At 66.1% G+C, this 15,135-nt stretch carries 13 protein-coding genes; 8 read left to right on the top strand and 5 right to left on the bottom strand.

What is annotated here, in order from left to right:
* Positions 1-19: 19 nt before the first annotated feature.
* Positions 20-553, bottom strand: a complete 534-nt coding sequence (locus VSR34_RS04140; RefSeq protein ID WP_028209283.1) for a TlpA disulfide reductase family protein — start codon at positions 551-553, stop codon at positions 20-22.
* 146 nt (positions 554-699) lie between these two features.
* Here VSR34_RS04140 and VSR34_RS04135 point away from each other — a divergent pair, with 146 nt between their 5' ends.
* Positions 700-1,296 carry a hypothetical protein gene (locus VSR34_RS04135; RefSeq protein WP_238327579.1) on the top strand — a complete coding sequence of 199 codons (597 nt, stop codon included), beginning with the start codon at positions 700-702 and terminating at the stop codon, positions 1,294-1,296.
* 423 nt (positions 1,297-1,719) lie between these two features.
* Here the strand turns inward: VSR34_RS04135 and VSR34_RS04130 are convergent, their stop codons facing one another.
* A complete protein-coding gene (locus tag VSR34_RS04130) occupies positions 1,720-3,384 on the bottom strand; it encodes a YifB family Mg chelatase-like AAA ATPase (protein ID WP_342961918.1) in 1,665 nt (554 codons plus the stop codon).
* 282 nt (positions 3,385-3,666) lie between these two features.
* A complete protein-coding gene (locus VSR34_RS04125; protein ID WP_028209286.1) occupies positions 3,667-3,924 on the bottom strand; it encodes an accessory factor UbiK family protein in 258 nt (85 codons plus the stop codon).
* A 523-nt stretch (positions 3,925-4,447) separates the two neighbouring features.
* Between VSR34_RS04125 and VSR34_RS04120 the strand changes: the two genes are divergently transcribed.
* The 7 genes from VSR34_RS04120 to ptsP all read left to right on the top strand — a co-directional run bounded on the left by VSR34_RS04120 (position 4,448) and on the right by ptsP (position 12,509).
* Entirely contained in the window at positions 4,448-4,786 is a 339-nt protein-coding gene (locus VSR34_RS04120; RefSeq protein WP_028209287.1) for a P-II family nitrogen regulator, read from the top strand.
* A 37-nt stretch (positions 4,787-4,823) separates the two neighbouring features.
* Complete coding sequence (locus VSR34_RS04115) at positions 4,824-6,341, top strand: ammonium transporter (protein WP_342961917.1); 1,518 nt, start codon at positions 4,824-4,826, stop codon at positions 6,339-6,341.
* Positions 6,342-6,756: 415 nt separating this feature from the next.
* Positions 6,757-8,046 carry a glutamate--cysteine ligase gene (gene gshA / locus VSR34_RS04110; protein WP_028209289.1) on the top strand — a complete coding sequence of 430 codons (1,290 nt, stop codon included), beginning with the start codon at positions 6,757-6,759 and terminating at the stop codon, positions 8,044-8,046.
* A gap of 111 nt (positions 8,047-8,157) precedes the next feature.
* Entirely contained in the window at positions 8,158-9,111 is a 954-nt protein-coding gene (gene gshB / locus VSR34_RS04105) for a glutathione synthase (RefSeq protein WP_028209290.1), read from the top strand.
* Positions 9,112-9,593: 482 nt separating this feature from the next.
* Complete coding sequence (locus tag VSR34_RS04100; RefSeq protein ID WP_081715779.1) at positions 9,594-10,172, top strand: PTS sugar transporter subunit IIA; 579 nt, start codon at positions 9,594-9,596, stop codon at positions 10,170-10,172.
* A 96-nt stretch (positions 10,173-10,268) separates the two neighbouring features.
* Positions 10,269-10,538, top strand: coding sequence for an HPr family phosphocarrier protein (locus VSR34_RS04095; protein WP_028209291.1), 270 nt, complete (start codon positions 10,269-10,271; stop codon positions 10,536-10,538).
* A 231-nt stretch (positions 10,539-10,769) separates the two neighbouring features.
* On the top strand, positions 10,770-12,509 hold the full coding sequence (gene ptsP / locus VSR34_RS04090) for a phosphoenolpyruvate--protein phosphotransferase (RefSeq protein ID WP_028209292.1): 1,740 nt from the start codon (positions 10,770-10,772) through the stop codon (positions 12,507-12,509).
* Positions 12,510-12,593: 84 nt separating this feature from the next.
* Here the strand turns inward: ptsP and moeB are convergent, their stop codons facing one another.
* Together moeB and VSR34_RS04080 are read right to left on the bottom strand one after the other, a co-directional pair.
* A complete protein-coding gene (gene moeB / locus VSR34_RS04085; RefSeq protein ID WP_342961916.1) occupies positions 12,594-13,355 on the bottom strand; it encodes a molybdopterin-synthase adenylyltransferase MoeB in 762 nt (253 codons plus the stop codon).
* Positions 13,356-13,550: 195 nt separating this feature from the next.
* Positions 13,551-15,122 carry a S41 family peptidase gene (locus tag VSR34_RS04080; RefSeq protein ID WP_028209294.1) on the bottom strand — a complete coding sequence of 524 codons (1,572 nt, stop codon included), beginning with the start codon at positions 15,120-15,122 and terminating at the stop codon, positions 13,551-13,553.
* Between the last annotated feature and the right edge of the window lie 13 nt (positions 15,123-15,135).

The following is a 15,135-nucleotide window of genomic DNA, read 5'->3' as shown; positions in this document are numbered from 1 at the left end:
ACACACCATCAGGCGCGTATCAAGTCGCAAGCGCCTTCTGCAACAACTGGTCGAGTTCCGCGAATTGGGGTTCGCCCACGTAGCGCTTGAGGATCTTGCCGTCGCGGCCGATCACGAAAGTGGTAGGCGTGAGCTGGACATTGCCGAACTGCTTCGCCGCCGAGCCGTCGTCCATTGCCACCTTGAACGGCAACTGGCGCGTTTGCGCGTAGTTCGCGACGTACATCGGCGCGTCGTAATTCATCGCCACGGCCACGAACTCGAGACCTTCGCCCTTGAAGCGGTTATAGGTCTGGACCATCTTCGGCATTTCCTCCATACAGGTCGAGCAACTCGTCGCCCAGAAGTTGACGAGGTACACCTTGCCTTTCAGGTCGCTCGTGGAGACCTTCTGGCCGGACAGCAGCGTGAAGGTCGCATCGGGCACGTGCGGCGGGCTGCCGAAGAACGCGAAATAGCCTGCCACGGCGATCGCGACGACCACGACCGCCGCGACGATGCTGCGCATCGCGCCGGAGCGCGCGTTCGAGGAATTCGGGGATGCAGCGGTCATGGGTCTCGCCTTTGCGCCGAAGGGCGCGGGTGTGAAGCCAGATCATTGTAGCGCCGAATTTCACGGCATAGACGTTGTGGAACGACACACCGGTATGTGCCGACGGATAATGGCACCCACCTTTCACGCTCATGACGATTCGCCTCATGTTTTCCGCCTTTCATGCCCGCGCCTGCCGTTCGCTGACCGCACCGGTGCGCACTCTCACGGCGGCCGGTGCGCCGGCGCTGGGCGCGCTCGCGACGGCGTTCGCGCTGGCCGCCTGCTCGCCCACCTACGACTGGCGCACGGTCTCCAGCAACGAGAGCGGCTACACCGTCGATCTGCCGGCCAAGCCGGGCAAGGACGAGCGCAGCATCGACGTGAACGGGACGCCGATGCGCATGCGAGTGCAGACAGCCGAAGTTGCCGACGACGTATTCGTGGTCGGCACGCTCGACTTGCCCGACGCACAGCCCGCGACGCAGCAAAAGGCGCTCGACTTCCTGCGCGCGGGCCTCGCGCGCAATGTCGGCGCACCTGCGCAGGCGCATGCCGTGGCCGTGCCGCTCGCGGCGGGCGGTTCGATCGAGGGCATGGAGATGCGCATGGCCGGCAAGGCAGGCGCCAACGGCGAGGCTCGCACGATTCACGCGCGGCTCGTGGCGAAGGGCGCGCGCGCCTACCAGGTGGCGATCGTCGGTCGCGCCGAACCGCCGGTCGAGCAGGCTGACCAATTCTTCGGATCTTTCAAGCTCTACTGAGATTCTGGACCCCGCAGCACGCCTCGCCGGCACAGGGCAGCCACACCGAGCGGCGGGCGATTGCGGCCCGAAATGAAGGTTGCGCTGCAGGTAAACGCGCTAATTACCAGATTTGATTGAAGGTTTACGGGTTACCCACAGGACCTGTGGGTAACTTTGTGGAAAAAAGCCGCCCGCAAGCTGGAAAGTGCCGTCCTGTGGGCTTCCTGTTAGTTTTGGCCGCTTTTCGGGAAATCCAGAAAATTAGAAGAATCAATGGCTTATAGAAACCGCGCGAGCGGAGGGAGGACTCGGCATAAAACGGGCCTTAACACGACGATGTGTGCATAAGTCAAGCCTTGACTTCGATTTATTGGCGCGATTGGGATGCTCAGGCGGCGCAAGCATCGCCGGGGGTTTCCGTTGATTTGCCGTTGCGTTTTCCTATCGCTCGGCGAATACCCGCCGATACTGCACGGCCTCCGCAACGTGTGCGGCTTCGGGCGTCGGCATGCCCGCGAGATCGGCAATCGTGCGGGCGACCTTGAGCACGCGGTAATGCGCGCGCGCCGACCAGCCGAAGCGCTCTCCCGCTTCGCGCAGCAGCGTTTCACCGGCGGCGTCCGGCCGGCAAACAGCATCGGTCTCGCGGCCAGTCAGTTCGCGATTGGTCTTCCCCTGGCGCGCCAGTTGCCGTTTGCGCGCCGCCTGCACCCGTAAGGCGATCGCGGCGCTCGATTCTGCGCTCGCGCTAGCGCGAGCGGCCAGTTCGGCGGGTGGCAGCGCAGGAATTTCGATCTGGATGTCAATGCGGTCCAGCAGCGGCCCGGAGAGCTTGCGCAGGTAGCGCGCGGCGCTTTCGGGCGTGCAGCGGCAGCGCCCTGCCGGATCGCCGCGCCAGCCGCAGGGGCAGGGGTTCATCGCGGCAACGAGCTGGCAGGCGGCCGGAAAGTCGGTTTGCCAGGCGGCGCGCGAAATCGTGATTGCGCCTACTTCGAGCGGCTCGCGCAGGGTTTCGAGCACATGTCGATCGAATTCGGGCAACTCGTCCAGAAATAGCACACCTAAATGTGCCAGCGTGATTTCGCCGGGTTGCGGCGGATTGCGCCCGCCGATCAGCGCAGCCGCGCTCGACGAGTGATGCGGCGCGCGAAACGGCCGCTGCCGCCACTGCTGCGGCGTGAAGCCGATCGCGCTGGCGGAGAGCAGCGCCGCGGACGCCAGCGCTTCGTCGTCGGTCATGGGCGGCAGCAGGCCGGGCAGGCGCGCCGCGAGCATCGACTTGCCCGCGCCGGGTGGACCCACCATCAGGAGATGATGACCTCCCGCCGCCGCGACTTCGAGCGCCCGGCGCGCGCCGCGCTGGCCGATGACGTCGGCCATGTCGGGGGGCGGGGCGGCCGGCGCGGCATCGAACGCGCTCGCATGCACGGGCGCGAGACGCGCGTCGGGATCCTCGCCGGCGAGGTGGGCGCACAGCGAGCGCAAGTCCGCTGCGCCGTAAACCGCGACGCCCGGCACGAGCGCCGCTTCGGCTGCGTTTTGCGCGGGTAGATAAAGCTCGTGCACGCCATGGTGTTCGCGCCGCGCAGACGCAACGGCGACCCGCGATTCGTCGGCAGAAACGTCAGCATGACGAACGAATTCGTTTTCGCCGGCCGCATTGCCGCGGGAAAGCGCCGGCGCCTCGCCGCACGCTGAGCCACTGCTTTGCGCGCGTGCCGTGCCGCACGCCATGGCGAACGCGCCGCGCATTGGTCGCACGGCGCCGGTAAGCGACAGTTCCCCCGCGAACTCGCGATGCGCGAGCGCCGCGACCGGAATCTGACCGCTCGCAGCGAGTATGCCGAGCGCGATCGGAAGATCGAAGCGGCCCGATTCCTTTGGTAAATCGGCGGGCGCCAGGTTGACGGTAATGCGCCTCACCGGGAAATCGAAGCCGCAGTTGGAGAGCGCAGCGCGCACGCGCTCGCGGCTTTCGCGCACTTCGAGGTCGGGCAGTCCGACGATAGAGAACGACGGCAGCCCGTTGGCGAGATGGACTTCGACGGTGACTTCGGGCGCGCGGCCGGCAGCCGGCGCGCGGCTGCGCACCACGGCAAGCGACATGGGATTCTCCGGAAAGGACGCATGCAGGACTGGGGCACGCTTTGCAGCCACTTCGCAGCCGCTTCGTACCCGCTTCGTACCCGTTTCGCAGGCGGTACGCGCGCGCCATGCATGCGCCAGGCTGGTGAGGCCCATGCCCCTTTACGGTTCGATTGCGTTTCGCGTACGGATCGCTTGCGGTGCGGTGCCGCAGTTACCACCGCAGTTACCACCGCGGTTACGACCGCAGTGGCCGCCCTCGACTGCGCACTTCATGGAACATGAAGGTGCGCGAGGAAATAATCAGGAGGACTGGCTAGTCACCGGCAGTTTCTGCTCGAGTTCGGCTACGCGGCGCTCGAGTTCTTCGAGGCGCTGGCGCGTGCGCACGAGCACCTGCGTTTGTGCGTCGAATTCCTCGCGCGTGACGAGGTCCAGCTTCGAAAAGCCTTGCGACAACATTGCACGCACATTGCGTTCGACATCGCGCGCGGGCGAGTTCTTGAACAGGTCGCTCACGCGTGCCTGCAGATCATTGAATACGTCGTTGGGTTGCTTCATTCGATTCCCCTTCGCTGCACACAAAGTGTGCAAATTTCGTTTTGCCTGTGCCCCGTGCCGGATCGTGGTCGATCTTGGTGCGCGTTGACGGGGCGCCTGGGAGTGTGCGCGCAACTGGTGCGCGCGACTGGCCAGTGTGCTGCGCGCCGCCGCGTGGGTGGCCATTTTCCGCCTCCGCGCGACGCTGCGCGCGAGCGAAGCCTGAGAACACTGTAGCAACGATCCTGGCGCCCCGCCACCGCGCGCGCACCGCGCTGGCCGTTCGGCCAGGGGCTTGTGCGCCGCGCCCCTCAAGGCGCGACCGGCATTGTCCACGGCCTTGGGCGAGCTTGCATCGAATCTCGGGGCATCGGTGTTCGAAGCGGTCCGCAACGGATTGGCACGGGTGTTGCTAATACTGCCCCGCGCACCGAACGACTGTTGCTCACGGTGCGCCGGCGACACGGCGAAGCATCACGCGCCGTTCGCAAGGCGCCCGTCGCAGACGCGAACAAAGGGATGAAGCAACCACAGCGAGGACTACATGAAACTGATTACAGCAATCATCAAGCCGTTCAAGCTCGATGAGGCGCGCGAAGCCCTCTCGGCGATCGGCGTTTCGGGGATCACGGTGACGGAGGTCAAAGGTTTCGGGCGCCAGAAGGGGCACACGGAGCTGTACCGCGGCGCCGAGTATGTCGTCGACTTCCTGCCGAAGGTGAAGATCGAGGCCGCCGTGGCCGACGACATCGTCGAGCAGGCCATTGAAGCGCTCGAGCGCGCAGCCCGCACGGGCAAGATCGGCGACGGCAAGATCTTCGTCACGCCGATCGAACAAGTGATCCGCATCCGCACCGGCGAGACCGGCGCCGACGCGCTGTAACGGAATTACGAGACCAGAGAGACAAGAGGAAACCAAGATGCGCAAACACATCATGTCCTTGCTGATGGCCGGCTCGCTGCTGGCCGCCGGCGTCGGCACCGCGCTGGCGGACGACGCATCGGCACCGGCCGCGGCCTCCGCGCCTGCGGCCACCGCTTCGACGCCTGACGCGTCCGCCGCGGCTCCCGCTTCGGCACCGGCCGCGGCACCTGCTTCGGCACCCGCGGCCGACGCCGCATCGGCCCCGGCCGCCGCCGCGAGCGCCCCGGCCGACGCATCGGCTGCCGCCGCAGCCGCACCCGCCGCGCCGACCGCGCCGTTCTCGCTCGATTCGTCGAAGATCAACTCGGGCGACACTGCGTGGATGCTGACCTCCACCGCGCTCGTGCTGTTCATGACGATCCCGGGCCTCGCGCTCTTCTACGGCGGCATGGTCCGCAAGAAGAACGTGCTCGCGACGCTCATGCAGAGCTTCGCGATCACCTGCGTCGTCACGGTGATCTGGACGGTGGTGGGCTACTCCATCGCGTTCACGCCGGGCGGTTCGTTCATCGGCGGCTTCTCGCGCATCTTCCTTGAGGGCATGAACTACATCAAGGGCGACAAGGCGACGACGCTCACCGTGAGCCACCTCGCGCCGACCATCCCCGAGACGGTGTACTTCGTCTATCAGATGACGTTCGCGATCATCACGCCGGCGCTCATCACCGGCGCGTTCGCCGACCGCATGAAGTTCTCGGCGATGCTCGTGTTCATGTCGCTGTGGTCGATCATCGTCTACTCGCCGATCGCGCACATGGTCTGGGAACCGACGGGCTGGCTCGCCAGCGCCGGCATCCTCGACTTCGCGGGCGGCACGGTCGTGCACATCAACGCCGGTATCGCGGGTCTGGTGTGCTGCCTCGTGCTCGGCAAGCGGGTTGGCTACGGCCGCGAAGTGATGGCCCCGCACAACCTCACGCTCACGCTGATGGGTGCGGCCATGCTGTGGGTGGGCTGGTTCGGCTTCAACGCGGGTTCGGCAGTCGCGGCTGACGGCCGTGCCGGCTTCGCGATGCTCACGACGCAAATCGCCACCGCCTGCGCGGCGCTCGGCTGGATGTTCGCGGAGTGGATCGCCAAGGGCAAGCCGTCGGTGCTCGGCATCGCTTCGGGCGCCGTGGCGGGTCTCGTGGCCATTACGCCGGCATCGGGCTTCGTCGGCGTGCTGGGCTCGCTCGTGATCGGTGTGGTGGCGGGCGTGGTCTGCTTCTGGTCGGCCACGTGGCTCAAGCACAAGTTCAACTACGACGACTCGCTCGACGCGTTCGGCGTGCACGGCATCGGCGGCATCATCGGCGCGCTCCTGACCGGCGTGTTCGCGGTGAAGGATATCGGCGGCGCGGATGGCAGCCTCATCCTGCAAGCCAAGGGTGTGCTCACGACCCTCATCTACAGCGGCGTGGTGAGCTTCATCCTCCTGAAGGTGATCGACATGGTCATGGGCCTGCGCGTCACGGAAGAAGAAGAGCGCGAAGGTCTCGATGTGATCCTGCATGGCGAGCGCGTGGAGTAAGCAAGCCGCTCAGCATGCATTGAAGCTCGTTTGAGCCAGTAGGGGAGCAAGTAGCAGCGACCTGGGCCCGCCGTCTTGGCGGGCCCTTTTTCTTTTTTGGGCTCCCGCGCCGGGTGCGGCCTTTGCTGCCGCCGATGGATCCGGGCGGGAATAAGCGTCCCGCTCGCGCGTTGGCATAGTGCCCCTTCAAATCGTGTGCACAATTGCGCTGGGTGCAGCAGGCGGTCCAGAATGGATATCCGGCGTGGATTCCCGAGTGGGCCGCTTTGGGCCCGGCTGGATCGAGCGACCTTGGTGTTTCAAGGGACTCGCGAGGGATTCACGAGGGCAGCCCGTCTTGCATCTGATGTAATCGTCCCCAGATACGCGACCGGTTTCCCAACAATTCAAGCATTTCGTCCGCGAGTCACCCCTTATGGTCCCGCATCTGGTTACGGCGTTGAACGGCCCGCTCCTCGAACTGGAGCAGCGCATCCTCGATGCGACGCCGGCCATCGAGCGCTGGTTCCGCCTCGAATGGCAGGAGCACACGCCGCCGTTCTACTGCTCGGTGGACCTGCGCAACGCCGGCTTCAAGCTCGCGCCGGTCGATACCAACCTCTTTCCCGGCGCCTTCCACTGCCTGCCGCAGGAGGTGCTGCCGCTCGCCGTGCAGGCGGCCATGGCGGCCATCGAAAAGATCTGCCCGGACGCCAAGAACCTGCTCGTGATTCCGGAAATGCACACGCGCAACGCGTTCTATCTGGAGAACGTCGCGCGTCTCGCCACGATCATGCGCCAGGCGGGATTGAACGTGCGCTTCGGCACGTTCGACGAGAGCATCGCCGGGCCGGTGACGATTTCGCTGGCGGACGGCCAGAAAATCGTGCTCGAGCCGCTCGAGCGTTCGCAGCGCCGCCTGGGTCTGAAAAACTTCGATCCGTGCTCGATCCTGCTGAACAACGATCTTTCGGGCGGCATTCCGCCGGTGCTCGAGAATCTCCACGAACAATACCTGCTGCCGCCGCTGCACGCGGGCTGGGCGGTGCGCCGCAAGTCCACGCACTTCTCCTGCTATGACGACGTGGCGAAGAAGTTCGCGAAGATGGTGGGCGTGGACCCGTGGATGATCAACCCGTACTTCGCGCACGTGGAAGGCGTGGACTTCGAGGCGCGCACGGGCGAGGAGCCGCTCGCCGCCGCCATCGACGTCGTGCTCAAGAAAATCGCGAAGAAGTACCGCGAGTACGGCATCACCGAAAAGCCCTATGTCGTCATCAAGTCGGATGCCGGCACGGACGGCCGCGGCGTGATGACCGTGCACGACGCCTCCGAGGTCGCCGCACTCACGAAGCGCGAACGTGCGAAGATGTCGGCCACGAAGGACGGGCTCGAGGTGCGCGACGTGATCGTGCAGGAAGGCGTCTACACGTTCGAGCACATCGGCGACGAAGTGGCCGAGCCGGTCGTCTACATGATCGACCGTTACGTGGTGGGCGGCTTCTACCGCGCGCACGGCAGCCGCGAGCGCGACCAGAACCTGAACGCGCCGGGCATGCACTTCGTGCCGCTCGGCTTCGAGCACACGGCGCTGCCCGACACGCGGGCCAAGGCCGGTGCGGCGCCGCCGAACCGCTTCTACATGTACGGCGTGGTGGCGCGACTCGGTTTGCTGGCGGCTTCGGTCGAGCTGGAGAAGACCGATCCCGAGGCGATCCAGGTCTGATCCGGCCGTCATCATTCGCACAATTGAACGCAGCGCCCGCCACCGTGCGGGCGCTGCCGTCATGACACCCGCAAGTACGCGGGGACACGACAGGGACAAGGCAGGGACGATATGGACATTCTTTTCATCGCCGATCCGCTCGAGCGGTTCAAGATCTACAAGGACTCGACCTACGCGATGATGGCCGAGGCCGCGAAGCGCGGCCACACGCTCTTTGCGTGCGAGCCGCAGCACCTCGCCTGGGTGAACGGCCGGGTCGAAGCCGATGTGCGGCGCTTCACGATCGTCGGCGATACGGCGGACCTGCATCGCGCAACGTGGTTCGACGACACGCCCGATGCGCGCGCGCTCACCGGCTTCGACGCCGTCGTCATGCGCAAGGATCCGCCCTTCGACATGGAGTATGTGACGTCCACGTGGCTGCTGGAGATCGCCGAGCGCGCGGGCGCGAAGATCTTCAACAAGCCGCAGTCGATTCGCGACCATTCGGAAAAGCTCGCCATCGGCGAATTTCCGCAGTTCGTCGCGCCCACGCTCGTCACGCGCAGCGCCGCGCGTCTGCGCAAGTTCCATGAGGAGCACCAGGACGTGATCCTCAAGCCGCTCGACGGCATGGGCGGCATGGGTGTGTTCCGCGTGAAGGCGGACGGCATGAACCTCGGCTCGATCATCGAAATGCTGAGCCACGACGGCACACGCAGCGTGATGGCGCAGAAGTTCATCCCCGAGATCAAGGCCGGCGACAAGCGCATTCTGCTGATCGGCGGCGAGCCGGTGCCGTATTCGCTTGCGCGCATTCCGCAAGGCAACGAGGTGCGCGGCAACCTGGCCGCGGGCGGCCTCGGCGTCGCGCAGCCGCTCACCGCGCGCGACATGGAAATCGCGAGAGCGCTCGGGCCGGCGCTGGCGGCGCGGGGCCTGCTGCTCGTTGGGCTCGATGCGATTGGCGACTGGCTCACCGAGGTCAATGTCACGAGCCCGACGTGCTTTCGCGAAATCATGGAGCAGACCGGCTTCGACGTGGCCGCGATGTTCATCGACGCGCTGGAGCGCGCAGCGGCCTGAGTCCGGCTGGTGGTGGCTGGGCAGGCGCATTTGAAGTGCGTACCTGGTATTCGGGCTTGAATGCCGCGTGTATGGCGGCATCTGCCCGGTGTGGGCGCCTTCCGGGGCAGCGCTCGATGCGCCCCATGCTGGCGGGCGGCAGGTTCGGACCACGAAGGGTTCTCCGAGGCGCCCGGAGCCCGCGCGCCACAGAGGCGACTGCGAGGCGACTGCCGTGAGCAGAACCGCCTCGCATGCGCGAAAATGACCCTGCTACAATGCCGCGAGCCTGAATTCCGGGCTGGCAGGACGGCGTCGCCACGGCGCGTGTTCCGACCCTGCGAGCCCACGGCTGGCGGCAGGGTCGGCGCTGCTGGATGCGATCCAGTGGATCAAAGGAGCCGCTTGCGGTCAAGCTGATATGAACCATCCCCAACGCGCCCTACGGTCGCTGCCCCGCAAAGGGGTGTCGGTCCTCTCGGGGCGACCCGGCGAGTACTGACATGGCAGGGATTCTGATCATCGCACACGCACCGCTCGCCACCGCGCTGCGGGAGTGCATCGCGCATATCTACGGCGGTTGTCCGGCGCGAATCGGCGCGCTCGACGTGCTCCCCGACAGCGACCCGGCGGAAGTGGTCGCGCAGGCGAATGCGGAGATCGAGCGACTGCGCGAGGAGAACGGCGCGCTCGTGCTGACCGACATGTTCGGCGCGACGCCTTCGAACATCGCGGCGCGTCTCGCCACCGTGCCCGAGGTGCGCGTGCTCGCCGGCGTGAATCTGCCGATGCTGGTGCGCGCCGTCTGCTACCGCGCAACGCCGCTCGATACGCTCGTCGAAAAGGCGCTGGCCGGTGCGAGCAAGGGCGTCCAGACCATCGGGCCGACCATGCCGGCTGCCGCCGACGCGGCGTGCGGCTGTCCGCCTGCTCCCTGTGCCGAGGCCGTAGCTGCCGCCACAGACCGCACCGCAAACCAGGCAGTGAGCACGGCAGTTAGCCCCGCAGCCAGCGCGGCGCGTGGCCCGGGTGACACCGGCGGCGTTGCGGCCGGCGTGCTCCGGCCCGCGGGTACCACCTGAGTCCGGCGCGAGCCCACGCAGCCACGCTGCCCACGAGAAGGCAAACCGAAAGAACCTAGCTCCACTTCCATACACTGCGTCCGGATCGATCGAACCATGCTGCAACAAGAAACGACAATCGTGAACAAACTCGGCCTGCATGCGCGGGCGTCGGCGAAGCTGACGCAGCTGGCAGGCAACTTTCAGTCGGAAATCTGGATGAGCCGCAACGGCCGCCGTATCAACGCCAAGAGCATCATGGGGGTCATGATGCTGGCCGCCGGCATCGGCAGCACGGTGGTGATCGAAACCGAAGGCCCGGACGAGGCCGACGCCATGAGCGCGCTGCTCAAGCTGATCGCCGACAAGTTCGGTGAAGGTCAGTGAACGGCGCGTAGTCGTAGCGCGTCATCGGAACGCCGCGGTCAGCCGCGGCGTTTTGCATTTGAAGCGCCAGCCTCGCAACGCGTGCGGGCCCTACTGCACATGGCCGCAGTCAGGCGCGAAGACGTGTGCATGACCACAATCGGCCGCCGTGGAATTTATAATCATGACCGGGGTCTGAGAGAGCGCATTGCAGCGGGTTGCCGCAGCATCAAATAACCAGAGGAGGTGCGCGTGCCGTTCACGCTGCATGGAATTCCCGTTTCACGGGGTATCGCCATCGGGCGCGCGTATCTGATCGCCCCGGCTGCGCTCGACGTCGACCATTACCTCATCGAGCACGCGCAGATCGAAGAGGAAATCGTGCGCTTTCGCGCGGCGCTTGCGTCCGTCGAGCGCGAGCTCGACACGCTGCGCGCCGACCTGGCCGCCGACGCTCCCTCTGAAATGGGCGCGTTCATCGGCGTTCACCTCATGATCCTGAACGACGTGATGCTCGTGCAGGAGACCATCGACCTCATCCGCACGCGCCGCTTCAATGTGGAGTGGGCGCTTACCGAACAGCTCGAACGCCTGTCGCGCCACTTCGACGACGTCGAGGACGAATATCTGCGCGAGCGCAAGGCCGACATCGAGCAGGTCGTGGAGCGCGTGCTGAAGGCGCTCGCGGGCGCGACGCCCGCTGCGCTGCACGGCGGCTGTGACGAGATGATCGTCGTCGCGCACGACATCGCGCCCGCCGACATGCTGCAGTTCAAGGGGCAAACCTTCCAGGGCTTCGTGACCGATCTGGGCGGCCGCACTTCGCACACGGCCATCGTCGCGCGCAGCCTCGGCATTCCCGCGACCGTGGGCGTGCAGCAGGCGAGCGCGCTGATCCGCCAGGACGATCTCATCATCGTCGATGGCGACCACGGCATCGTGATCGTCGATCCCGCTCCCATCGTGCTGGAGGAGTACACCTACCGGCAAAGCGAGATGGCGCTCGAGCGGCGCAAGCTGCAGCGGCTGAAGTTCTCGCCCACGCAAACGCTGTGCGGCACGAAGATCCAGCTCTACGCGAACATCGAGCTGCCCGAGGACGCGCAGGCCGCGCTCGACTCGGGCGCGACGGGCGTGGGCCTCTTTCGCACCGAGTTCCTGTTCATGAACCACAAGGACCAGTTGCCGGAGGAGGACGAACAGTTCGCCGCCTACCGCCGCGCGGTCGAGCTCATGAACGGACTGCCCGTGACGATCCGCACGATCGACGTGGGTGCCGACAAGCCGCTCGACTCCATGAGCGCCGGGGACGGCTACGAAACCGCCGCGAATCCGGCGCTCGGGCTGCGCGCGATCCGCTGGAGCCTCTCCGAGCCGCAGATGTTCCTCACGCAGCTGCGCGCGATCCTGCGCGCCTCGGCGTTCGGCTCGGTCAAGATCCTGATCCCGATGCTCGCGCACGCCCAGCAGATCGACCAGACGCTCGACCTGATCCGCGAGGCGAAGCGCCAGCTCGACGACGCCGGCCTCGCCTACGATCCCAACATTCAGGTTGGCGCGATGATCGAAATCCCGGCGGCGGCACTCGCGTTGCCGATGTTCCTGCGCCGGCTCGACTTCCTCTCGATCGGCACCAACGACCTGATCCAGTACGCGCTCGCCATCGACCGGGCCGACAACGCAGTGGCCGATCTCTACGATCCGCTGCATCCTGCCGTGCTGCAGCTGATCGCACATACGCTGCGCGAGGCGAAGCGCGCGGGCGTGCCCGTTTCGGTGTGCGGGGAGATGGCGGGCGACCCGTCGTACACGCGCTTGCTGCTCGGCATGGGGCTCACCGAGTTTTCCATGCATCCGAGCCAGCTGCTCGTGGTGAAGCAGGAGATCCTGCGCTCGCAGCTCAAGTCGCTCGAAAAGCCGGTGGCCGAGGTGCTGGCGGCTTACGAGCCCGAGGAGCTGCAGGCGGCGCTGCGCAGAGTGGCACAGGCGTGACCCGCTGCCCGCAAGCACGGGCGGCATCGATGAAAAAAAGCCCCGGCGTGTCCGGGGCTTTTTGCAGGATGGTTCCAACAAAACTCAAGCGTGCGCCCGCCGCTCGCCGCACACCGGACAATCCGGCTGCCGTGCCACGCGCATCGTGTTCCACTCCATGCGCAACGCGTCGAGCATCATGAGCCGCCCGACGAGCGGCGAGCCGATGCCGCCGATCACACGCAGTGCCTCAGCGGCCTGCATCGCACCGATGATGCCGACAGTGGGCGCGAAGACGCCCATGGTCGAACACGCCACTTCCTCGAACGGCTGATCCTCGGGAAACACGCAGGCATAGCAGGGCGACGCGTCGTCGCGGAAGTCGAACGTGCTGATCTGCCCGTCGAAGCGCAGCGCCGCGCCCGACACGAGCGGCACGCCGTGCTTCACGCACGCGCGGTTGATGGCGTGGCGCGTGGCGAAGTTGTCGGTGCAGTCGAGCACGACGGTCGCGCCCGGCACGTGGGTGTCGAGCCAGGCGTCGTCGATGCGCGTTTGCAGCGCGTTCACCTTCACCTCCGGATTCAGGCGCGCGATGGCGTCGCGGCCCGACTCGACCTTCGCGCGGCCGACCGATGCCGTCTCGTGCATGATCTGCCGCTGCAGGTTGGTGAGGTCGACGGTGTCGTTGTCGACCAGCGTGAGCGCGCCCACGCCCGAGGCCGCGAGATACATCGCGGCAGGCGACCCCAAGCCGCCTGCGCCGACGACGATCGCATGCGCGTCGAGAAAGCGCTGCTGCGCCTCGATGCCGATCTCGTCGACGAGGATATGGCGGGAATAGCGGAGGAGTTGGTCGTCGTTCATCGCGGGCGCTCGGGTGCGCTGGGTCGATGGCGCTGCGATGGACCTGGAGAGCCTCGTTGGCTCTTAATGGAGAAACGCGCGCCGGGGAAATACGGTGTCGCCTATTGTAACGACGCCAGCGGCTGGAGGAGGGGGCCCGCGGCCCGCGCACGAGAGGCGCGGGCCGCGAGGCAGGTACAACGCAGGTGCAGCCTGTTACTTCGCCGGAGCCGAGGCCGGCGCAGGGGCCGAGCCCGGGACCATGATGAGCGCGCCGGGCTTCACGGCGATCGGCGCCGAAGCCGAGGTGGGCGGCTTCTGCTGCGCGAGGCGGCGTTCCATCGGCGACTTCGATTCGCTCACCGGCTTGCCCTGGAGCTTGTTCAGCGCCTGCTGGAGCAGGAAGTCGTCGGTGGAGCCGAACTCGACGGGCTTGCGCTCGCGATCCTTCTGGCGCTGTTCCGGCGTCTTCTTGTCGTTCTGCTCTTCGAGCTGGCGCAGCATGTCCATGCGCTCCTGCTCGCGCACTTCCTGCTCCTTTTTCTCGTCCGGGTCCTGCGTGTTGGCGAGGTGGTTCTGGTAGTCCACTTCGCGCGTGACGAGTGCGTCGTCCGGGTCGCCGTCGGAGTACTGGTCGACTGCGATGTCAGGACGGATGCCCTTGTTCTGGATCGAGCGGCCGCTCGGCGTGTAGTAGTACGCCGTGGTCAGACGCAGCGCGGTGTCGGCCGTCATCGGGCGCACCGTTTGCACGGAGCCCTTGCCGAACGTCGTCTTGCCGACGATGAGCGCGCGCTTCTGGTCCTGCAGCGCGCCCGCCACGATTTCCGAGGCCGACGCCGAATAGGCGTTGGTCAGCACGATCATCGGCACGGTCTTGAACTGGGCCGCTTCACCCTTGAGCGGGTCGCCGTCGAACGAGGGCAGGCGGTAGTTGTCGTAGGTGTCGCGGTAGACCTGCTTCGAGTCCGGGATCTGGCCGTTGGTCGAGACGACGACCGAGTCCGGCGGCAGGAACGCGCCCGCCACGCCCACGGCGCTTTGCAGCAGACCGCCGCCGTTGTTGCGCAGGTCGAGGATGATGCCCTTCAGGTTCGGTTCCTGGCGCGCGATGTCCTGCAGCTTCGCGGCGAGGTCGGGGACCGTGCGCTCCTGGAAGCTCGTGATGCGGATGTACGCGTAGCCCGGCTGCAGGATCTTCGCCTTCACGCTCTGCACCTTGATGATGGCGCGGGTGATCGTGAGCGGGAAGGTACGGTCGTCGGTCTTGCGGAAGATCGTGAGCGTGACCTTGGTGCCCGGCTCGCCGCGCATCTGCTTGACGGCCTGGTCGAGCGTCATGCCGCGCACGGGCTTGTCGTTGATGCGCGTGATGAGATCGCCCGGACGGATGCCGGCGCGGTACGCGGGCGTGTCTTCGATGGGGGAGATGACCTTGATCAGGCCGTCTTCCGACGAGATCTCGATGCCGAGGCCCGCGAAGCGACCCTTGGTCTGCTCCTGGAGCTCCTGATAATCGGTCTTGTCGAGATACGACGAGTGCGGGTCGAGGCTCGACACCATGCCCTTGATGGCGGCGGTGAGAAGCTTCTTGTCGTCGACCGGCGTGACGTACTCATGCTTGATCTGACCGAACACTTCGGCGAAGAGCCGCAGCTGATCGAGCGGCAGCGGTTCTACGACCGTCTGCTGGGTTTGCTGCGCGGAGGCGGAAATCTGCAGGGTGGCAAATACGCCGGTCGCAAGGCCAGCGGCAATCAGGCCGATGTTTTTCAGGTTTTTTCGCATAGAGAATGTTGCG

Origin of the sequence: Paraburkholderia sp. JHI2823 (assembly GCF_038900695.1) — a bacterium.
GTDB lineage: Bacteria > Pseudomonadota > Gammaproteobacteria > Burkholderiales > Burkholderiaceae > Paraburkholderia > Paraburkholderia mimosarum.
Note: the sequence above shows the minus strand (reverse complement) of the source record. Positions and strands in the feature narration are given on the sequence as shown.

Bases quoted from the DNA above. Each gene is read 5' to 3' on its own strand.
- VSR34_RS04115 (WP_342961917.1), top strand. From the start codon at position 4,824: ATGCGCAAACACATCATGTCCTTGCTGATGGCCGGCTCGCTGCTGGCC.
- VSR34_RS04140 (WP_028209283.1), bottom strand. From the start codon at position 553: ATGACCGCTGCATCCCCGAATTCCTCGAACGCGCGCTCCGGCGCGATG.
- VSR34_RS04130 (WP_342961918.1), bottom strand. From the start codon at position 3,384: ATGTCGCTTGCCGTGGTGCGCAGCCGCGCGCCGGCTGCCGGCCGCGCG.
- gshA (WP_028209289.1), top strand. From the start codon at position 6,757: ATGGTCCCGCATCTGGTTACGGCGTTGAACGGCCCGCTCCTCGAACTG.
- gshB (WP_028209290.1), top strand. From the start codon at position 8,158: ATGGACATTCTTTTCATCGCCGATCCGCTCGAGCGGTTCAAGATCTAC.
- VSR34_RS04095 (WP_028209291.1), top strand. From the start codon at position 10,269: ATGCTGCAACAAGAAACGACAATCGTGAACAAACTCGGCCTGCATGCG.
- VSR34_RS04135 (WP_238327579.1), top strand. From the start codon at position 700: ATGTTTTCCGCCTTTCATGCCCGCGCCTGCCGTTCGCTGACCGCACCG.
- VSR34_RS04100 (WP_081715779.1), top strand. From the start codon at position 9,594: ATGGCAGGGATTCTGATCATCGCACACGCACCGCTCGCCACCGCGCTG.
- VSR34_RS04120 (WP_028209287.1), top strand. From the start codon at position 4,448: ATGAAACTGATTACAGCAATCATCAAGCCGTTCAAGCTCGATGAGGCG.
- moeB (WP_342961916.1), bottom strand. From the start codon at position 13,355: ATGAACGACGACCAACTCCTCCGCTATTCCCGCCATATCCTCGTCGAC.
- VSR34_RS04125 (WP_028209286.1), bottom strand. From the start codon at position 3,924: ATGAAGCAACCCAACGACGTATTCAATGATCTGCAGGCACGCGTGAGC.
- VSR34_RS04080 (WP_028209294.1), bottom strand. From the start codon at position 15,122: ATGCGAAAAAACCTGAAAAACATCGGCCTGATTGCCGCTGGCCTTGCG.